The sequence below is a fragment of the Chryseobacterium sp. HNCC26DJ238 genome, assembly GCF_057180465.1.
In genome coordinates this window covers 95,319-116,800 of record NZ_JBXUGI010000018.1, presented here as the reverse complement: position 1 = coordinate 116,800, position 21,482 = coordinate 95,319, and the positions used below count along the sequence as shown (strand labels likewise).

Here is a 21,482-nt window from a genome sequence, read left to right as displayed (position 1 = left end):
TATTCATAATTCAATTCTTAAATTTGTCTCCATGAATTATTTGGAAGCTTTAAGCAGAAGATATTCTGTGAAAAAATTTAATCCTGAAGTGACCATTCCGCAGGAACTGCTTCTCAATATTCTTGAGTCAGGAAAACTGGCAGCAAGTTCTCTTGGTCTTCAGCCTTATAAAATATTCGTGGTTGAAAGCTCCGCAATGAAAGAAAAACTGATACCGGCTTTCTATAATCCATCACAAATTTCAACCTGCTCACATCTCATTGTACTGATTTCAAAAAAAAACATGGATGAGGTCTATCTTGACGGATATTTTAATCATATTTCTAAAGTTCGTGATCATTCTGTGGAAGATTTAAATCCTTTCAAAAAAAGCATCACCGGTCATTTCAACCGGCAGGAGCATGATGATATTCTTAACTGGGCAGAAAAACAGTCTTATATTGTATTAGCCAATTTAATGTATGCTGCAGCAATAGAAAACATTGATACCTGCCCGATGGAAGGCTTCAGACAGGATCTTATTGAAGAAATCTTAGAGATCAACCCAGAGATAGAAAAAGTGACTGTAACATTGGCATTAGGCTACCGATCGGAAGAAGACGAGTTCCAGCACATGAAAAAAGTAAGGAAACCAAATGAAAAATTGTTTAAATTTATTTAATTATTTAGACGGTTGTCTTAAAGTAACAATATGATAAAAGCGGATGTATTAGTCATTGGTTCCGGAATTTCCGGACTTTCTTATGCCATTAAAGTTTCAGAACAGCTTCCCGATGCAAAAATAATCATTGTAACAAAATCTGACGAAGACGAGAGCAACACAAAATATGCTCAGGGTGGACTGGCAGTCGTTACAGATTCCAAAAATGATAATTTTGAAAAACATATTGAGGACACCATGCGTGCCGGTGATGGTGAGAACAAACGTGATGTTGTGGAAATGGTGGTCAAAGAAGCTCCTGCACGATTTAACGAAATTGTTGAATGGGGAGCTAATTTTGACATGAAGAACGGAGAGTTTGCATTAGGAAGAGAAGGTGGTCATACAGAAAACAGAATCGTACATCACAAAGATATCACCGGCTTTGAAATAGAAAGAGCCTTACTGGAAACTGTGAAAAGCAGTCCGAATATTGAAATCCTTGATCATCATTATGTTATTGATATTATTACCCAGCACCATGTTCCGGGAAAAGAACTTAACGAAGGAGAGATCAATTGTTATGGTGCCTATATTTTAGATGAAAAATCCAAATCTATAAAAAAAATCACGTCTAAGATTACTTTGGCCGCAACAGGAGGAGCAGGACATGTTTACAAAAACACAACCAATCCTGTGATTGCAACAGGTGACGGAATCGCTTTTGTAGCCCGTGCCAAAGGTAAAGTAACCAATATGCAGTATTACCAGTTTCATCCGACTGCACTGTACAGTAAACTTGACGGTATGCTGTTTTTAATTTCGGAGGCTGTGAGAGGAGACGGCGCAAAACTGAGAACAAAAAAAGGCGAAAAATTCATGCAGAAATATGATGAGCGTGAAGAACTTGCCTCAAGAGACATTGTGGCAAGAGCCATAGATGCAGAGATGAAAGTTACCGGAGACGAATTCGTAGGACTTGACTGCAGGGATATGAATCACGAAAGATTTCTGGAACATTTTCCAAATATTTATAAAAAATGTAAGGATGAAGGCATTGACCCCTTCACCCAACTAATCCCCGTCGTTCCGGCATGTCATTACCTGATGGGAGGGATTGAAGTGGATAAAGACGGGCAGTCTTCACTTAATAATTTATTCGCTGTAGGAGAATGTACCAATTCAGGATTACATGGCGCCAACCGACTGGCATCAAACTCCTTACTGGAAGGATTGGTTTTCGGGCATAATGCTGCCATGAAAACAGTTGAATTACTAAATGAAAATAATTTTAATTTTGATGATCTCAAGGCAGTTCCCGAATGGAATGAGGAAGGCATGAAAATCATCGATGAAATGGTCATTGTATCTTACCTGAGAAAACAGCTTCAGGAAATGATGAGTGATCTGGTAGGAATCGTAAGAAGCAACAGGCGTCTGGAAATGGCACTCCGAAAACACCAGGAAATCGCCGCTGCAGTTGATGAGATCTACCACTACTCTATCCTGTCACCTCAACTTTCAGAACTTAGAAACCTGACAACTGTTGCCCACCTCATTATCACCCAATCCATGGAAATGAAACAAAATAAAGGGGCATTCTACAATAAAGATTTAGCTTTAGCATAACTGATTCAGTAAAAAGATATGAAAAGACCAGACTACGTAAGCGATAAAGTTTTAAAACAATTCATCAAAAATGCATTGGAAGAAGATATTCAGGACGGAGATCACTCTACCCTGTCAACAATTCCAAAGGATTTGGAGCAGAGTGCGAAACTTCTGGTCAAAGAAAACTGCATCCTCGCCGGCGTTGAACTGGCAGAAATAATTTTTAGAACGTTTGATAAGAATTTAAAAGTTGAAAAATTCATAAAAGACGGTGAGACAGCAAAAGTAGGCGATGTAGCTTTTATTGTAACAGGAAGTGCACGATCTATTCTATCAACAGAAAGACTGGTTTTAAACTGTATGCAGCGGATGAGCGGTATTGCAACCCTTACTCAGGATTGGGATTCAAGATTACTGGGTACAAAGACCAAACTGTTGGACACCCGGAAAACGACACCAAATTTCAGAGTTTGTGAAAAATGGGCGGTTGCTATTGGGGGAGGAACCAATCACAGGTACGGCTTGTATGATATGATTATGCTGAAAGACAATCATATCGATTACAACGGAAGCATTACCAATGCTGTGAAAATGGCAAAAAAATACCTGAAAAGCATAAAGAAGAAGATGAAGATAGAAGTTGAAACCCGTACTTTAGAAGAAGTACAGGAAGCGATCAATGCAAAAGTCGACAGGATCATGCTAGACAATATGGATATTGAAACCATGCAAAAAGCAGTTAGGCTTATCAATGAATCTTGTGAAAGTGAGGCTTCAGGTGGAATTAAAAGGGATATGTTAAGAGAAATTGCCAGTACCGGTGTAACCTATATATCTGTAGGAGCTTTAACGCATTCTGCAAAAAATATTGATCTCAGTCTTAAAGCTATTATGTAAAGCATTGTATTTTTAACAATAATAAACATTATTTTTTAAAAATACAATAATATGATTTTTTTCACTTAAAAATCCAAATTTTCATAAATCACTCTATATCAATGCTTTGTACTTTATTAAGACTGATTAAAAATTAACATTAAGTTAATAAGAGTTAAAATTTTTTTGTCGAATTTTGCAAAAAAATTAATTCTAACTATTACTTAAGATTATGAAATTAATCAACAAATCGATGCTAACTGTGATGATATCACTCTCAACAGCCAGCGTTTATTATGCACAACAAGTTCAGGATACTGTTGACACAAGATCAAGAGATATTGAGCAGGTTGTCATCGCAGGAGTTGCAGATATCGCCAAAGATAGAAAGACTCCTGTTGCTGTTTCTACGATTAAAGAAGCACAAATTCAGGAGAGAATTGGAAACCAAGAACTTCCCGAACTTTTAAATGTTACACCTTCTGTATACGCTACAAAAGCAGGTGGTGGTTTTGGAGATTCAAAACTAAACATTCGTGGCTTTGGTCAGGAAAACATTGCTGTAATGGTAAATGGGATGCCAGTAAATGACATGGAAAACGGTGCTGTTTTTTGGTCAAACTGGGCAGGTCTTTCTGATGTAACTACTGCACTACAGGTACAGAGGGGGTTAGGAGCGTCAAAATTAGCCATCGCTTCTGTTGGTGGAACAATGAACTATATTACGAGAGCTGCCGACAAAAAACAAAGCGGTAGAGTAACATTAGGATTAGGGAATGATGGCTTTCTAAAAACTGTGTTTTCTTATAATACAGGAAAATCTGCTTCAGGATGGTCCTCTTCATTTCTAATGGGTAGAACTTCGGGTGCTATGTACGCAAATGGGACTGATTTTGAAGCCTATAACTATTATTTTGCTTTAGGATATCAGCCAAACAAAAAGCATGACCTTCAGTTTACAATAACAGGAGCTCCTCAATGGCATAATCAGAGATCAACTTCAACAACGATTCAAAATTATATTAAATATAACAGTGATCAGGATGGTACTCCCAACAGAAGATACAATGCAGACTGGGGATATAGAGATGGGGAACAGTTATCCAACAGAGTAAATTATTATCACAAACCTGTAATGTCTCTAAACTGGGATTGGAAGATGAGTGAAAATTCAAAATTAAATTCAGTATTCTACGCTTCTTTTGGTAGAGGTGGCGGTACCGGTGATATCGGTAGAATACCAACAGGTGTAGGCACGAACACTGGTTTTGTGAACAGCTTTGTAACTCCTGACGGACAAATCGATTACGACAAGATCTTTAATACAAATGCTACTATTAACCCTCAAACCGCTGCACAGGGGAGCACTTTAGTAAGAAGATCGTCAATTAACTCTCACAACTGGTTTGGAGCTATTATCAGTTTCAATCATAAATTTAATGAAAATTTAAATTTCACCATTGGAACAGACAACAGGTATTATTACGGTTACCATTATCAGATTATTTCAGATATGTACGGAGCTTCCGGCTACAAAGATATTACAAACAAAAACTTCTTCACTGCTCCCGGAAATGTATATACCGTAACTCCTAGAGTTGTTACCAATAGATTTGCTCCCAGAGCTACAGGGAATCCTTTTGGCGGAAAAATAAACAACGATGAAGATAAAATAGGATATGATAATGATGGTGAAGTATTATGGTATGGAGGTTTTGGTCAGTTAGAGTATTCTAATGACAAGTTATCGGCTTTTGTTTCCGGTGCATTGTCTAATCAATCTTTCCAGAGAATTGACAATTTCATCATTGACGGAGTGACTTTATTAAACGGTCAGCAGGCAGGATACAAAAACTCTACAGCTGCTAATGCACAAATCGCTCAGCCTACTGCAGCAAACCCTGCACTTAATACAAAAACAGGTTTTAAAGATATCGTAGGATACAACATGAAAGCTGGTGCCAACTATAACATAGATGATCATCATAATGTGTATGCCAATATTGGATACTATTCTAAGCAGCCATTTTTAAATGCAGTATATCCAAATCAAAAGAATTACTTAAACCCAAATCTCACCAACGAAAAAATATTTGGTCTTGAAGGAGGTTATGGTTTCCGTTCTTCTATCTTTGATGCGACCCTGAATGTCTACAGAACTGAATGGAAAGACCGATTCCAAAGAAGAGGAGGGCTTACACAAACTTATCCGGATCCAACAAACCCAAGTACGACTATAACTACGAATCAAGCTTACTCAAATATTCAGGGAATCACTGAAATCCACCAGGGAATAGAGTTAGAATTGACCGCAAAGCCTCACAGAATGTTAGACTTGTTTGGTATGGTTTCATTTAATGATTATCATTATAAGGGCAATGCGCAAGGGAATATTTTCACTGAAAATAATGAACAAATTGGAACAGATTCTCAGACTCTCTTTTTAGATAAAGTAAAAGTGGGAGGTTCTGCACAGACCACAATGGCAGGAGGTTTTACATTCAAACCTTTAGATTGGTTTTCATTTGATGCAACTTACAGAGGTGTTAAAAATCTATATGCTAATTTGAATATTTTGAACTTCCAAAATGAAGAATCCAGAGAAAAAGGTTCTTTAGAATTACCATCATTTGGTCTACTAGACCTCGGAATTTCTTTTAAAATTAAATTGAAAGATCCAAAACAGTTCTTTACATTGAGAGGTAACGTGTACAACCTTTTAGACAAAACATATATTGCCGAGTCTAATACAAATATTCACGCAAACCTTTCAAAATCTGAATATGCCGCAATTAATTCTACCCGTACTCCCGCTCAGATTGAGAGTGATTACGCAGCATACCAATCTGCCGGAAACTGGAATGGTGTAAGTCAGCAAAACCAGGTTTACTTTGGTTATGGTACCACCTGGGCTGCAACAGTAGCATTCAATTTCTAATAAATTTAAAACTTATTCAATACCAAATCCCGGCTTTCGCCGGGATTTTTTTTATATTTGTATACTTAATAAACAGAAAAAATAGAAGTATGGATCTTTACAAAATTTTGCTGAGCGCACATAAGGGCTTTGCCTATCTTGAGCTCGCTCTAACCTCCTTATTTATTATTGCTCTCCTTACCGTAATGTTCGGGTACAGCGGTAAAGTAAGTAAGTTCCTTAGAAAAATCACGCTTTTTACCATGATTTTCTTCCACGTTCAATTTCTGATCGGTATCGTAATGCTGATCATGAACTTTACAAAAGGTCTGGACATGGGATCGGTAATGAAAAATGCTGATTTGAGATTTCAGTATGTAGAACATCCGTTTTCCATGCTCGTTGCTGCAGTTCTGATGACCATCATCAACAAAAAAGTAAAATCCAACGATACAATTTCTTTAGGAATTGTCATCATGGGATTGATCGCAGTAGGTTTATTTGCATTTGCATTTCCATGGACAAGAGTCTTTGGAGCTTAATTATATATTAACTTAAATTTTTTATTCAGACAACAAAAATCGCAATGCCTGAAAAAATGACATTCTCATGCTTAAGATGCGATTACCTATAATCTTAAAAACAATTTTATTTACTTATGAAAGTAGCTGTAGTAGGTTCAACAGGAATGGTTGGACAAGTGATGCTTAAAGTTCTCGAAGAGAGAAATTTCCCCGTAACAGAATTAATTCCGGTAGCTTCGGAAAGATCTATTGGTAAACAGGTGAAATATAAACAGGTAGATTATACTATCGTAAGCATTGACGACGCTATAGCTGCCAAACCGGATATCGCAATTTTCTCTGCAGGTGGATCAACTTCCCTGGAATACGCGCCGAAATTTGCAGAAGCAGGGATTACGGTTATTGACAACTCCTCTGCATGGAGAATGGATCCAACCAAAAAATTAGTTGTTCCGGAAATCAATGCTGATGTTTTGACCAGAGAAGACAAGATTATTGCGAATCCCAATTGTTCTACCATCCAGTTGGTGATGGTTTTAGGTCCGCTGAATAAAAAATATGATTTAAAAAGAGTCATTGTTTCCACTTACCAGTCTGTAACAGGTACAGGAAAAGCTGCAGTGGATCAGTTAAACGGAGAAATCAACGGTGATGACTCTGTTGCTAAAGTTTATCCTTACCAGATCTTTAAAAATGCCTTACCACACTGTGATGTATTTTCTGATGATGATTATACTAAGGAAGAAATTAAACTGATGAAAGAACCTAAAAAGATTTTAGGAGACGACACATTTAATCTGACGGCAACAGCAGTAAGAGTTCCGGTACAGGGAGGACATTCCGAAAGTGTCAATATCGAATTTGAAAACGAATTCGAGCTTGATGAAGTAAGAAAAATTTTATCTGAAACACCTGGAGTGATCGTCATGGATAACGTTAAAAATAACGAATACCCCATGCCGCTCTACTCAGAAGGAAAAGATGAAGTTTTTGTCGGAAGGATCCGGAGAGATCTCTCACAGCCCAAAACACTCAATCTCTGGATTGTGGCAGACAATCTGCGAAAAGGAGCTGCTACCAACGCAGTACAGATCGCAGAATACTTAGTCGCTAACAACTTAGTATAAACTAACAAAAAAGAAAAGAGTCTCCGAAAGAGATTCTTTTTTTTATCATAAGCTTTGAGCAGCCTGTACTTTCCATCAGCTTTCAGGATAACTTGGTAAAGAATGGGATAGAATAGTGAGATATAAAGCTGGAATCTAAAGTCTCTGGAAAAACACAGGTTAAAAAAACAGAAAAAGAAAAACTCGCAATCAAAAAAATGACAGCAGAAAATACCAGTAAAGATAAAATAGGTTTCCAGAAAATTATTGCCGTTGTGGGAATTATTTTATTCATTGGAAAAATTATCGCGTGGAAACTAACCAATTCAGATGCAGTATTTTCTGATGCCATGGAAAGTATTGTAAACGTTATCAGTGCCTTTATGGGACTGTATTCTTTGCATCTGGCATCAAAGCCTAAAGATGAAGACCATCCTTACGGCCACGGAAAAGTAGAGTTTGTTACAGCAGGAATAGAGGGTGCCCTGATTGCCATTGCCGGAATTATGATTATTTACGAAGGCATCAACAGTCTGGTTACCGGAAGAGTTCTTAAAGGACTTGACTGGGGAATTGCCATCATTGCCGTCACGGCAATCGTCAATTACTGTCTTGGTTACATTTCTATAAAAAAAGGTAAAAAACAGAACTCTCTGGTTCTTATTGCTTCAGGAAAACATTTGCAGTCAGACACCTTTACTACCCTTGGAGTAGTTGTCAGTCTAATTATAGTTTACTTCACCGGGATTTACTGGATAGATTCGGTGGTTGCTTTATTTTTTGGTTTTTACATCATTTTTGTGGGGTACAAAATCGTAAGAAAATCCTTAAGCGGAATTATGGATGAGCAGAACCCGGAAATCCTGAACAGCATTATCGAACTTTTGGAAAAAAACAGGAAAATAGAATGGATTGATATTCACAATATGAAAATCCAGCAATTCGGATCCTCTCTTCATATTGACGCCCATATTACACTACCCTGGTATTACAGCCTCCGTGATGCCCATAAAGAGATGGAAAATGTTATACTCCTGCTAGCAAAAAACACAGACCGGACAGTCGAATTTAATTTCCATATGGATGACTGTAAGCCCATATCCTGCCCGGTCTGCCAGATCATGGACTGCCCGGTTCGCGAGCAGGCATTTGTCAGAAGATTGGAATGGGCCGCTGAGAATATTACCCGCGTGGAAAAACATACTGTTGAATAATACCGGGAACATATTATGCCATCTATGAGACGGACAGTATTCTTCAGAAGCTTTTTCCGGCTCTCCGCTCATACTCCTCGCCCAACCGCTATATGATGGCCAACGCCTGCTGTGGGGTAACCGCTGCGATCCGGGCTAGTGGCGGGTACAGTCAAAAATAAATGACACCAAAATTCCTATCTGATACTGTAAATATATCCGAATCTGATGTGCTCTGATTGATTACGTAACTCATTCATCGAAATTTTCACGTGATCAACCTCAACAGAATTGATTAGAGATAACCAATGATAGTTATTTGACTTGATAATCATTGCAGTTGATCGGGCTGGCAGAGTCACCACAACTGAAGAATCCCTGATCTTTTTATCAGGTGAATTTAAATTACTTATTTTACGGGGTTTGAATTTTTTTGCATTGAAAGTACCTTCCACATATCTTACATCCAATTTATTGAGGGACAGAACTGAAGAATCAGAAAGTTCAGTATCGAAGGTGACTGTAATAACTTTATTCTCATTCGACAGATTTTGAATATAAAGATAAGTAGGAACTGAGCATCCATAAAAAGACAACAGCAAAAGCAGGCAGAGAATACGTCTGATATTTTTCAAAACAATCACTGTCTTTATCATGATGTTAAACTTTAGGTAAAATATTTCTTCTGTAGTAGAATAGCGGAACAATCAACAGGAGAATCAGTGGCTGAATCACAAACCTCCGCATATAAAATGAAAAAAGATGTCCTGTTTCAAATCTGTCGTAGATACAGAACAGGTAGATTGGGAACGTTATTGCAAATATAATTGAGATTAGAACAGCTCCCTGTACTGTCCATTCCTTATTTTTAAATAAAGAATGAATAATTACACAGGAGAAAAAAAGATTCAGTATAAATCTGAAGAGATAACCAATCACTAATCTCCCCCATTCAAATTCCGGAAACGGAATATTTTTATTTGCTTCATGAAAGTAAGTGAGGAAAGGATCATAGAAAATCCTGTCTTCCATCATTCTTACTGCGATAAGCCCGGAAATTCCGGCTAAAACAAGAAACCAGTTAAAAATTTTCATCTTTTTAAAGCAAAAAATTTAATCCAGACCAGCCAGAGAATGACAACACTTCCATAAATAAACGCCGGGAACAAATAATCATGTCCTAATTTATTATATTGAGGATAATCACGGGTCAGGATATTCAGCCCTACAATTCTCAAAACATTCATTACATAAAGCGCTAAAAACCCTAAAGCAACAAAAACAAAAGTTTTAGCTCCTTTGTAAAATGCAAAAACAAAAGAGACAAAAAGAATGATCACAGAAATGGCATTACACCCCTCAACCATTCTCGTTACATATTGTTTTTTGACATAGAAATAGACCTGTTCACCATGAAGATCATCATACAAAAGCGTTGGAATATCCAACCTGTTTTGTATCCACATTACCTGGCCGGCTATCATCCTGGAATAAGGGTCCAGTCCCTGCGCCTTATAACTGTTCAGGTAAAACTGGTAGGCAAAAAGCAACACCAAGTAGATAATGATGAAGCGAAGCAGAATCCCCAAAACCGGTTTAAAGTCCTTTAGCATTATGCAAAGATAAAGATTCGACTGTAAATTAGTATATTTGTTTCCATATTATGACTTCTGAAAAAGCAAAAAGATTTTTTGAAAACCATTTTGGCAAAAAATCAACTGAATTTGTCACGTTAGCTCAAAGCGGTTCTGCAAGAGTCAATTTTCTGGCTGAAAATCAAAACGGAAAATATATTGTCACCTGTAATGAAAATATTCAGGAGAATGAAAGTTTTCTCTATTTTTCAAAGATTTTTTCAGATCTACACCTCAACACTCCGGATATATTCAAGGTGTCTGATGACCGTAAAATGTACATCCAGGAATTCTTAGGAACCCATACATTTTCTGATATCATTGCTGAAGACGGGGTATCCGAAAATGTAGAATCTTTAGTAAAGCAGACATTAGAAAAACTGTTTTCCCTGCAAACGCTGACACAGGATCAGATTGATTTTACCCGGACTTTCGAGTATGAAAGTTATGATGAACTACCCGTCATGCACGACCTTTTTTATTTTAAGAATTTTATTGCAGATGTTCTGGAACTTGAATATCACAAGTCTGATCTTCTGAAAGAATTTAAAAATCTCATCAATCTTATCGAACATATTGAGCCTAAAGGTTTAATGATCCGGGACTTCCAGGCAAGAAACATTATGGTAGACCAGAATAACAGTGTATCATTTATTGATTATCAGTCGGCGATGAAAGGTCCTTTGATGTACGATGTGATCTCCTTCCTGTTTCAGGCTAAAGCAAATTTCCCTGAGGATTTCAAAAAAAATATGCTTAAATTTTACATTCAACAATTTGACAATCAAGAAATTCAGACTCAACTAAAAAAATCAGTTAAGCCCATTCAGTTAATACGATTTCTACAGGTTTTAGGCGCCTATGGTTTTCGGGGATTAGTTCAGCGAAAACAACATTTTATTTCCAGCATTAATAAAGGGATAGAAAATATTACAGAATTTTCAAGCCATTGGAAAGCAATGAAAAATTATCCGGAGCTTAAAAAAGTAATTGATCAGCTAAGTACGGAGAAAACAAAATTAAAAATAGAAGAAATATTAAGTAAATAATGAATGATTAATGATCACCGTCTCAGAATCCATTATCGCTGATCAATCATAAAAAAATAAAATATGTTGCACATAGACATCCACAGTTTTTCATACAAAAAAGGAGGTATACCCAAAGACCATTCAGGAAATGGAGGCGGTTTCACATTCGACTGTCGTGGAATTTTAAATCCGGGAAGAGTGGAGGAATATAAAATCCAGACAGGAAACGACATCGGTGTTCAGGAATATCTCGAAACAAAGACAGATATGCCCAGATTCTTAGAATTGATCAAAGACATGGTTTCCATCAATATCGATAATTATCTTGGAAGAGGTTTTGAAAACCTGCAAATTAATTTCGGCTGCACCGGCGGACAGCACAGATCCGTATATTCAGCGATTAAGATCGCACATTTCATAGAAGAGAAATACGGCAGTCAGGTAGAAATAAGCCTGCATCATGACGAACAGCACCAACTTAATCATAAGTAATGGGTAATGAGTAATAAGTAATGTTTTTAACTTCGTTATTTTATTATTATTCATTGCCTATTACTTATTACCCATTACCTATTATTCATCACTCATCACCCATATCCTATGAAGGCACTGATTTTTGCAGCAGGGAAAGGAACCCGGCTGAAACCCTTTACTGATCATCACCCGAAAGCTCTTGCCAAGGTAAACGGAATTCCGCTTCTGGAGAGAAATATAACCTATCTGAAAGGTTTTGGAATTACAGATTTCGTGATCAATGTGCATCATTTCAGTGATCAGATTGTTGATTTCCTGAAAAAGAATGACCACTTCAACTGCAGGATTGAGATCTCAGACGAGTCCGAAGAACTTCTTGAAACCGGCGGAGGATTGATATTTGCCAAAAAATTTCTTGATCATGGTGAAGACTTCCTGATCATGAATGCAGACATCCTTACCGATATTAATATTAATAAATTTGTAGAATACCACAAGAAGATTAAAGATTTTGCTACTTTAGCAGTATCGGATAGGGAAAGCTCACGAAAATTGCTATTCAACGATGATCTGGTACTGAGAGGATGGCTTAACATCCAGTCAGGTGAACAGAGGCTGGCAGAATTTAATAAAGGATTTAAGCCTTATGCATTCAGTGGTGTGCACTGTATTAATCCGGTCATTTTTGACAAGATAAAAAGGAGGGGGAAATTTTCTGTAATGGAAGAATATCTGGATCTGATGCAGACCGAAAAAATTCACGGATTTCTGCATGACAGTATCCTGATTGATGTAGGAAGACCGGCATCTGTTACAGAGGCCGAAAAATATTTTAAATAAAGAAGATATGGGAATTGAAGGAAGTAGGGATGAAAGTTTACAAAATCCTGAATTAGATAGTAACGAATCAATATTACATAATAGTTTCAGACAAAAAACGTGGGACGAGATTGTCACCAAAGACAGCTGGATGGTCTTCAAAATCATGGCAGAATTTGTGGATGGTTACGAGAAAATGGCTAAAATAGGCCCCTGTGTTTCTATTTTTGGTTCTGCCAGGCTGAAACCGGACACCCGGTATTACGAAATGGCGGTGGAAATCGCTGAAAAAATAACAAAGATAGGTTTTGGAATCATTACCGGTGGCGGTCCCGGAATCATGGAAGCTGGCAATAAAGGCGCATTCAATGCAAAAGGAAAATCAATAGGACTCAATATCGACCTGCCTTTTGAGCAGCATTTCAATCCCTTTATCAGCAAAATGTACTCTCTTAACTTCGATTACTTCTTTGTAAGAAAAGTCATGTTTGTCAAATACTCTCAGGGCTTTATTGTGATGCCGGGAGGCTTTGGAACCCTGGATGAACTCACCGAAGCGATTACACTCATTCAAACCAATAAAATAGGAAAATTCCCGATTGTTCTTGTAGGATCGGAATTTTGGGGAGGACTCTTAGACTGGTTTAAAGATACGCTGTTAAAAGAAGGTATGATTTCAACAGACGATCTTGATCTATACCGTGTGGTAGATACCGCTGACGAAGCTGTGGAGCATATCAGAGCATTTTATGAAAAATATGCTGTCAACGTTAACTTTTAATTGGCATTATATTTGACCAAATTTAATTTACTAAGATGATTAACAATCAAGAAATTATGATGAAAAAATTTTTATCCATATCAGGTATTTTGTCATTACTTGTCTTTATGAGTTTCATGACTGCAGATTTTTTCTCATCAATGACGAAAGTCGATTATATTGATGGCAGCAAGACATTGAAATTTACAACAAAGATGAATACCAGTCATATTTCGGATGCCATTAAAATCAACCGAAGTACTGCAGGCTTTGAAGCCGAAGTGAAGAAATATGTAAACAATAATTTTGATGTTTATGTAGACGGAACTCCTAAAACATTAACTTTTACAGGAAGTCAGGTGAGTGGAGAAACGGTGTGGGTCTATTTTGAAACTGCAGGGGTTTCGGAGATAAGCAGTTTAAAAATCAGGAACAGTATTCTTTTAAGTGCTTTTCCAAAACAGATCAACCTTGTTAATATTGCGTATAAAGGATCACAGAAAACCATGAATTTCCAAAGGGGAAAAGAAATTAACGAAGTATCCTTTTAATAAAAATTTTAATGTAAATTATAAATCCACTGCAATTGCAGTGGATTTTTTTTGCAAAAAAATTGTAATCATGAATAAAAATAATTAAATTAGCATAAACAGTTAAAAACACAAACGATGAAAAAGAATCACAGCATTGCCTGCCTGCTTTGTTTTACAGTTCTGTCATTCGGACAGGAAGTAAAGTGGCAACGAAGCATCCAATCATCTTCTCAGGACTTCCTTTCGCAAGAACCACCACCATCGACCAGCAGCATCTCATCAGCGGAAGTGCCATTCAAAGCTCCAACCTTCAATAGGCTAAAGGATCTCAGAACAATGGGTACGACTTTAAAATCATCAAGCTCAATCAAAACGGCGATACCATATTTGAAAAATATTTCTCAGGAAAGAAACCATGATTTCCTGGCTGCAACCGTTGCTACACAGGAGGGTGGATTTGCCATAGTAGGAACTTCGTACTCCGGAAAAGGGCTGGATAAAAAAGAGGATTCCAAAGGAGGCTCAGATCTATCGTTGATAAGAACAAATCCAGAGGGAAATGAAATCTGGCAGAAAACATTAGGCACAGCCCAGGACGATGAAGCAAGAGCGGTCATCCAGACCACTGACTTAGGATTTGTTGTTGCAGGCAATGTACAGAACTCACCCCGAAGGTTTCGGTTCTAAAGATGTCATGATCATCAGGCTCGATAAGAACGGAAAAGAACTTTCCCAGTTGATCCTCGGGGGAAGAGGAAATGATGAAGTGGAAAAAATGATCCCGACCGCTGACGGCGGTATTCTGTTGGGCATGTATTCAAGGAATGCATCCTCCACCAATTAATCACGCCTCCTTCGGGAATCAGGGAAGTCTATCTCTATGATACTGCCAACAGGCTCAAAGAAATCAGGGAGAACAATGCAACAGGCAAGATCCTGAAAGAATTCAAATACAATTACAAACACTAAAACACATCTCATGAAAAAAATAATCATCCCGATCAGTGCCCTGTTTGTAGTGGGCCTGTCCCATGCACAAAGCACGAATCTGAGCACAAACGAAAACTATGTATATACGAAAACCTATTTAGATTATACAGGAACAACTCCTTCCAAAACCGCTGAAACCGTTCAGTATATCGACGGCCTGGGAAGACCCAAACAGGTCGTTAATATTAAAGCCTCACCTACAGGAAAAGATGTTGTGACCCACATCGAATACGACGGATTCGGAAGACAGGTGAAGGATTACCTTCCCGTACCGCAGTCGAACACTCTGAATGGAGCCATCGTTCCCAATCCCCTTGCCAATGCCACACAGCCTGAGATCTACGGAGCTGAGAAATTCTATGCGGAGAAGATCCTTGAGAACTCTCCCTTGGACCGCATTCAGCAGCAGATCCAGGTGGGAAATGATTGGACTGGCAAGCCTGTCAAATTTGAATACGATGCCAACACAGAAGGAGAAGTAAAAAAATATACCGCAAGCTTTAATTATTCAACGTTTGAATCACAGATCACGCTGTCGGCAACCGGTTACGGAGCGAACCAGCTTTATAAAAATACGGTAACCGATGAAGACGGAAACAAAACGGTTGAATTTAAAAACGGGCAGGGTCAGACAATCCTCCTGAGGAAAATGCTGGAGGGTACCGCCAGTGCTGACACTTATTACGTCTACAATGACTACAACCAACTGGCGTATGTCATCCCGCCTCTGGCAGTAGCCGCAAATGCGGTGGATGAAACTACCCTGAACAATCTCTGCTACCGATATAAATATGACGGTAGAAACCGTCTGGTAGAAAAGAAGATTCCCGGGAAAGGATGGGAATATATGGTCTATGATAAGGCAGACCGGCTGATCATGACTCAGGATGCCAATTTACAGTTACAGCAACAATGGCTTATCACGAAATATGACAGATTTGGAAGAGTATCCTATACAGGAATCAGTCAGGGAGGAAGCAGGGAAAATATGCAGAGTCAGGCAGGAAATATTGTAATCACTGAAGCAAGAAATGATACCGGTTTTACCAGAAACGGAATGCAGATTTATTACAGCAACGGATATTTCCTTGATATACATACCGTCTTGTCAGTTAATTATTATGATACTTACCCTACAGGCAGTCCGGCAGTACCTACTCAGGTATTGGGACAAAATGTTCTGACACAAGATGCTCAAAACTCTAATATCAGCACTAAAAGTTTACCCGTTGCTTCTTACGTGAAAAACATTGAAGATGACAACTGGACAAAAAAGTACACTTGGTACGACATCAAAGGAAGACCTGTAGGAGGCCATTCTATTAATCACCTCGGAGGCTATACAAAAACAGAATCAGAGCTTGATTTCTCGGGAACCCCTAAACAGGTGGTCACCCGTCACAAAAGATTAGCTGTTGATACGGAAAAAGTCATTACCGAAAACTTTACCTATGATCATCAGAACAGGCTATTGGTACATACGCATCAGCTCGATAACCAGCCTGTCGAATACCTGGCACAGAATAAATACAATGAACTCTCACAACTTGAGACTAAAAAGGTCGGCGGAGTGAATTTGGGAAGTGGTCTGCAGGCGGTTGATTATAAATACAACATTCGTGGATGGATGACGAAGATCAATGATCCCTCAAATTTAGGAGATGATCTATTTGGCTATAAAATCAATTATAATATAAGGGAAGGATCCGAAACCCCTAATTCTGATTTTGCAGACCTCAAAGTAAAGCCAAGATACAATGGAAATATAGCTGAAGTATTCTGGAAAACCTTAACAGAATACAATGAACCCTTAAAAAGATATGCTTATACCTATGATCCTTTAAACAGATTGTCCGCAGGGTTTTATGAGAGGAGCGGCTATGAAGGAGCAAAGGAATATTTTGAAATTAATGAGTATGATCTTAATGGAAACATTAAAAGACTGCAAAGATCAGGCGGAGTTATATCGGGAACTACAGCACTGAAAATAGATAATCTGAAATACGATTATGCAGGAAACAGGCTTATCAAAGTAACGGAAGAGCAGATAGGAAACAGCAACGGTTATCCTTACTTAACAAATCATAATACCATTGAATATGATAACGGTGTTTTAAACGGTAACGGAAACATGACTAAACATCTGGATAAGGGTATTTCTTCAATTCAATATAATTATCTAAATTTACCTGTAAAGATTAATCAGAATGCCCAGATAACTGATTATACTTACCGAGCTGATGGAGTAAAAGTAAAGAAGCTCTTTGGAGACATAGAAACGAATTATCTTGATGGATTTCAGTATAAGTCAACCAAACCTTCAGAAGGTTCAGGTGGAGGATTCGTTGTGATCGATCCTGACGAGATTGCGGTAATGAAGCTGAGAATCATTCCTACAGCGGAAGGATATTATGATGTACTGCAAAATCAGTATATATATAATTACACAGATCATCTGGGTAATGTAAGATTAAGTTATAGTGATACGAGTAAGGATGGAGCTATTCAGCCAAGAACATATTATTACCAGCAGTGTGATGGACCGTGGTCACCATGGAACCCGCCGAACTGTATTGATTACTGGAAGCCGGGAGAAATAGTTGAAGTCAATAATTATTACCCTTTCGGTTTGCTGCATAATTATACAGCCACCACGCACAATGCTTATCAGTATAAGTACAACGGCAAGGAGTTGCAGGAATCTGGTATGTATGATTACGGTGCGAGATTCTATATGCCGGATATTGGAAGATGGGGTGTTGTAGATCCATTAGCTGAGCAAATGCGTCGTTATAGCACTTATAACTACGCTTTTAATAATCCTATTAGATTTATCGACCCAGATGGAAGAGCAAATGAAGACATCATCAAAGTTAATTCACAAGGTTACGTTCAATCTATTACACCTCAAGAAGGTCCGCACGTTGTAGTTGATGAACAAGGAAACCAATTAAATGTTAATGATTCCGCGGCAGACCAAGAACAGCTACAGGAACTTGTTGATTACGCAGGAACAATGACAGATTACGAAGTGCAGGATGCAGAAGTCAGATTATTTACCCCATATTTAGCTCAGGATATGGCAGATGCTTTTAATAAAATTGGAATTGGAGATATAAAAGATAAAGCACGATATCTTCAGGCTTTTGGAGAGCAATCATTTATTATGTTTCCGTGGATGACATATATGGGTTCATTAGGACACGGAGAGTTTGATTTTGCTGGAGAAATGGGAGCCCTTGTTAGAGGTGGTGAAAATTATCCCGCTTTACGTGGAGCTACAAATGTTCCTAAAGATGGAACAGGAGGTTTTGTGAAGTTTGAAGGAAGTAACACTTTATACAACGTATATGATGGAGGGAATTTTATGACAGGGAAAGCGTTTCAAATGATTGGTGCACCTTTAAATGTTTTAAAAAGCGGAGCAAATACAAGTAGTATTTTAACTGGACACGGAAAAGATACAGCGTCAGACCAAAGAGCAATTACCAACGGTTATAATTACAACAGAATAGGATGGAAAAAATAAAAATATCTAAAACGGCATTCATTCCATTGGCGATATTCGTTATAAATTTTACGATTTATCTATTAATAGAGGTTTTTGGTATAGTTTATACATATAGTAGTACTGCTAAGAGAACATATATATTTTTTTGTTTTCCGCTAAATGTAATAGGATTTATATTGTCAATTTATTTTTTTGTAAAGTTTTTGATTTACAAAAAAAGCTTTTGGAATATCATACTTTGTTTACCATTGCTGGTATTTATATTCTATTTTTATTTTGTTCCGCTAATTAGAAACAATTAATAAAATAACAAAGCCACTCAATGAGTGGATTTGTTATTACATAATGCTTTGCAATTTAGTTTGCTTAAGAAAGGCATCAAGGAGAGCGAAGACGTGTTGTCTGTCGTTCTCTTTTAGTTTTTGGATGTCAAGAATTTTGGAGACAATATTTTTTTCCAAGACAACATCTGTAGAACCCCACGAGATAATCCAAAGAAATCTCCAAAACTTCCGCCAGTTGTGTCGTCATCTCACTTGCAGGTGCGTCAGATATTTAATGGAAATATAGCAGAGGTTGACTGGAAGACAGCTACCGTCAGCAATGGTAATTCTCATAGGTATGGATATGTTTATGATGGCTTAAATAGATTGTCGGCTGGTTTTTATCAAAGAGATACCGATCCGTCGATGAGAGAATATTATGAAAAGGTAACCTATGATCTAAATGGAAACATCCAAACCTTGGAAAGAACAACTGCTGCAAATTTTGTGCAGGCGATAAAACCAGATCATTTATTTTACAGATATAAATTTGCGGGAAAAAGCAATGTTCTTGAATCAATTCAGGACGTAAGTGAAAATAAAACTGGGTATCCATTCTATCCTGTCAGAAAGATAATATCTTATGACTCAAATAGTAATATGACTAATCATTTAGACAAGGGAATAAGTTCCATAAAATACAACATTCTAAATTTACCCAATGAAATTCTAACAAGCCCTGAGCTTTTTTCTAATACTTATCAGCTCTATTATAAATATAAAGCAAACGGGGAGAAAGTACAAAAAATATACAAAACCACTCAGATGGATGTGGTTGGAAACTGGGAACCTGTCGAACTAAAGACAGACTATTTAGATGGCTTTCAGTATTCACAGAATATAGAATATGGATCCGTTAACCCTTTAAAACTTCAATTTGTTCCCACTTCAGAAGGGTATTTTGATTATGTGAAAAATAAGTATATTTACAATTATACAGATCATTTAGGAAATGTGAGATTAAGCTACCTCAATAACGGAAGCAGCATAGAAGTTCTTGAAGAAAATAACTATTACCCGTTTGGATTGAAGCATGAAGGATATACTCCTCTAGGGGGAAACCCAAGCTATCAGTATAAGTACAACGGGAAAGAACTCCAAGAGACGGGGTTTTACGACTTTGGAGCCCGCCAATACTTACCCGACATTGCTCGTTGGGTTGTACCAGATCCCCTTTCTGAAAAACATCCTGATTTAAATCCTATGATGTACGCAAATAACAATCCTATTCGTTTTGTAGATCCTGACGGAATGGATTGGGTTGAAGCTTCTAACGGAGATATTACTTGGCGAGATGATGTAACGGCTAAAAATCATAAAGATAAAGGAGTCCTTCAAAAAGGAGAGACTTATCGAGGAACTTATTATGAGCGCACTAAAACCTGGGACAATAAAAAACATAAGGGCTTAGTCCTAGAAACCTACCATACTTATAAAAAAATGGACTACTCCCGAGCAAAAGAAATGAGTGTTGAAATAGATGGAGAAATGAGAAATTCTAAAATTGGTGATGTAGATGTAAAGCTAAATGTAACATTTGAAAATGGTAAAACAAAAAATTTAGGTTCTTATGACGGTGTCGCAGGAGGTTTTGGAAATGGAGCACCAGAGAATGGTGAATATACTGTAGATTCTTATCAAGATAGAGGTCCGAAAGGATGGTACAATAAAGGGATGAATCGAGACGGAATAGGATTTAGTTATAATTTAAATCCACAATTTGATACGGGAAGAAGTTTACTAAGAATACATCCTGATGGTAATAATGAAGGAACTCTGGGTTGTATTGGAATGTCTGGAGATCAGATTGTACTTACAACATTTAGAAATATGCTTAATAGTATGTTAAAAACTGGTGGACCTGTTCCTGTTAATATTAACATTAAAAATAATCCTAATAATAATGGTAAAAGTGGAGCAAAAATACCTAACGTTAATGAGTAGTCTTTTACTGTTGTTTTTTGTGCTTTTTAGTTGTCAACAATCAGAAAAAAAGATACAAGAAAAGATAGAAAATGAAACTGTTATTACAGAAAAATTTTCTAAGCCAGATTTTAAAATAAATCAATTAGAATTAAGAGAAGAAAATTCTCTAACTTATTTTTATTCTCAAAATATAAGATTATTAGACCACTTAAGATATTCTCCCGTAACTGTTTTTACAGATAAAGAAAAAAAAGAATACTTAATTGCTTATCAATATGAGGGAGATGTAAAGAATAGTTTTAGTTGCTTCGAGGTAGGATATTTAAAAGATGACCATACACTCAAGAAAGATGTTGCGAAAACTAAATATGATAATTTTAAGACAGAATCAGGACTGAAATTAGGAGTGACCTTAGAAGAAATAACCAATCTAAAAGGCAGTGATTTTAAAGTTGAAAAAAAATCTAATGAACAAATTATCCGATATACAATTGATAATCCTGATAATCCAAAAATAAAACAATATGAAATGCCTCCGTATTTTATGGAATTTTATCTGAAAGACAACAGGCTTTATAAGATTATATTTGGTTTTGAATATCCCTAAAAATTAA

The 21,482-nt window shown here is 37.2% G+C and carries 20 protein-coding genes; 17 read left to right on the top strand and 3 right to left on the bottom strand.

Going from position 1 to position 21,482, the window contains the following annotated elements:
* Positions 1–31: 31 nt before the first annotated feature.
* The 7 genes from AC2A07_RS16620 (at position 32) to AC2A07_RS16590 (ending at position 8,888) form a co-directional block, all read left to right on the top strand.
* A complete protein-coding gene (locus AC2A07_RS16620) occupies positions 32–661 on the top strand; it encodes an NAD(P)H-dependent oxidoreductase (protein WP_484051311.1) in 630 nt (209 codons plus the stop codon).
* A gap of 30 nt (positions 662–691) precedes the next feature.
* Positions 692–2,269 (top strand): L-aspartate oxidase, encoded by a 1,578-nt coding sequence (gene nadB / locus AC2A07_RS16615; protein WP_484051310.1) that lies wholly within the window; start codon positions 692–694, stop codon positions 2,267–2,269.
* An 18-nt stretch (positions 2,270–2,287) separates the two neighbouring features.
* Positions 2,288–3,148: a carboxylating nicotinate-nucleotide diphosphorylase gene (gene nadC / locus AC2A07_RS16610; RefSeq protein WP_484051309.1), complete on the top strand. Its 861-nt coding sequence runs from the start codon at positions 2,288–2,290 to the stop codon at positions 3,146–3,148.
* Between the two features lie 211 nt (positions 3,149–3,359).
* A complete protein-coding gene (locus AC2A07_RS16605) occupies positions 3,360–6,065 on the top strand; it encodes a TonB-dependent receptor (protein WP_484051308.1) in 2,706 nt (901 codons plus the stop codon).
* An 89-nt stretch (positions 6,066–6,154) separates the two neighbouring features.
* Complete coding sequence (locus AC2A07_RS16600; protein WP_314493752.1) at positions 6,155–6,586, top strand: hypothetical protein; 432 nt, start codon at positions 6,155–6,157, stop codon at positions 6,584–6,586.
* A gap of 116 nt (positions 6,587–6,702) precedes the next feature.
* Positions 6,703–7,695, top strand: coding sequence for an aspartate-semialdehyde dehydrogenase (locus AC2A07_RS16595; RefSeq protein WP_314493753.1), 993 nt, complete (start codon positions 6,703–6,705; stop codon positions 7,693–7,695).
* 197 nt (positions 7,696–7,892) lie between these two features.
* Positions 7,893–8,888, top strand: a complete 996-nt coding sequence (locus AC2A07_RS16590; RefSeq protein WP_484051307.1) for a cation diffusion facilitator family transporter — start codon at positions 7,893–7,895, stop codon at positions 8,886–8,888.
* 176 nt (positions 8,889–9,064) lie between these two features.
* Here the strand turns inward: AC2A07_RS16590 and AC2A07_RS16585 are convergent, their stop codons facing one another.
* Genes AC2A07_RS16585 through xrtF form a run of 3 tightly spaced genes read right to left on the bottom strand, consistent with a single transcriptional unit; the run spans position 9,065 to position 10,480 of the window.
* Positions 9,065–9,523 (bottom strand): hypothetical protein, encoded by a 459-nt coding sequence (locus AC2A07_RS16585; protein WP_484051306.1) that lies wholly within the window; start codon positions 9,521–9,523, stop codon positions 9,065–9,067.
* Between the two features lie 4 nt (positions 9,524–9,527).
* Positions 9,528–9,962 carry an exosortase F system-associated membrane protein gene (locus tag AC2A07_RS16580; protein WP_484051305.1) on the bottom strand — a complete coding sequence of 145 codons (435 nt, stop codon included), beginning with the start codon at positions 9,960–9,962 and terminating at the stop codon, positions 9,528–9,530.
* On the bottom strand, positions 9,959–10,480 hold the full coding sequence (gene xrtF, locus AC2A07_RS16575; RefSeq protein WP_484051304.1) for an exosortase family protein XrtF: 522 nt from the start codon (positions 10,478–10,480) through the stop codon (positions 9,959–9,961). The genes AC2A07_RS16580 and xrtF overlap by 4 nt, the downstream gene beginning before the upstream one ends.
* Before the next feature lie 50 nt (positions 10,481–10,530).
* Here xrtF and AC2A07_RS16570 point away from each other — a divergent pair, with 50 nt between their 5' ends.
* The 10 genes from AC2A07_RS16570 (at position 10,531) to AC2A07_RS16525 (ending at position 21,475) form a co-directional block, all read left to right on the top strand.
* Positions 10,531–11,550 (top strand): aminoglycoside phosphotransferase family protein, encoded by a 1,020-nt coding sequence (locus AC2A07_RS16570; RefSeq protein ID WP_484051303.1) that lies wholly within the window; start codon positions 10,531–10,533, stop codon positions 11,548–11,550.
* A gap of 63 nt (positions 11,551–11,613) precedes the next feature.
* Entirely contained in the window at positions 11,614–12,024 is a 411-nt protein-coding gene (locus AC2A07_RS16565; protein ID WP_484051302.1) for a RapZ C-terminal domain-containing protein, read from the top strand.
* Between the two features lie 108 nt (positions 12,025–12,132).
* Entirely contained in the window at positions 12,133–12,846 is a 714-nt protein-coding gene (locus tag AC2A07_RS16560) for a nucleotidyltransferase family protein (RefSeq protein ID WP_484051301.1), read from the top strand.
* Between the two features lie 7 nt (positions 12,847–12,853).
* Positions 12,854–13,606: a TIGR00730 family Rossman fold protein gene (locus AC2A07_RS16555; protein ID WP_314493769.1), complete on the top strand. Its 753-nt coding sequence runs from the start codon at positions 12,854–12,856 to the stop codon at positions 13,604–13,606.
* Positions 13,607–13,662: 56 nt separating this feature from the next.
* Positions 13,663–14,136, top strand: a complete 474-nt coding sequence (locus AC2A07_RS16550; protein WP_314493771.1) for a DUF6702 family protein — start codon at positions 13,663–13,665, stop codon at positions 14,134–14,136.
* Positions 14,137–14,253: 117 nt separating this feature from the next.
* Positions 14,254–14,805 carry a hypothetical protein gene (locus AC2A07_RS16545; RefSeq protein ID WP_484051300.1) on the top strand — a complete coding sequence of 184 codons (552 nt, stop codon included), beginning with the start codon at positions 14,254–14,256 and terminating at the stop codon, positions 14,803–14,805.
* Complete coding sequence (locus AC2A07_RS16540; protein WP_484051299.1) at positions 14,771–14,962, top strand: hypothetical protein; 192 nt, start codon at positions 14,771–14,773, stop codon at positions 14,960–14,962. Before AC2A07_RS16545 ends, AC2A07_RS16540 begins: the two co-directional genes overlap by 35 nt.
* 135 nt (positions 14,963–15,097) lie before the next feature.
* Positions 15,098–18,637 carry a DUF6443 domain-containing protein gene (locus AC2A07_RS16535; RefSeq protein WP_484051298.1) on the top strand — a complete coding sequence of 1,180 codons (3,540 nt, stop codon included), beginning with the start codon at positions 15,098–15,100 and terminating at the stop codon, positions 18,635–18,637.
* Between the two features lie 503 nt (positions 18,638–19,140).
* Entirely contained in the window at positions 19,141–20,886 is a 1,746-nt protein-coding gene (locus tag AC2A07_RS16530) for an RHS repeat domain-containing protein (RefSeq protein ID WP_484051297.1), read from the top strand.
* The gene (locus AC2A07_RS16525) at positions 20,879–21,475 is read left to right on the top strand and encodes a hypothetical protein (protein WP_484051296.1); all 597 of its coding nucleotides are present in this window, start codon (positions 20,879–20,881) and stop codon (positions 21,473–21,475) included. The genes AC2A07_RS16530 and AC2A07_RS16525 overlap by 8 nt, the downstream gene beginning before the upstream one ends.
* Positions 21,476–21,482 lie beyond the last annotated feature (7 nt).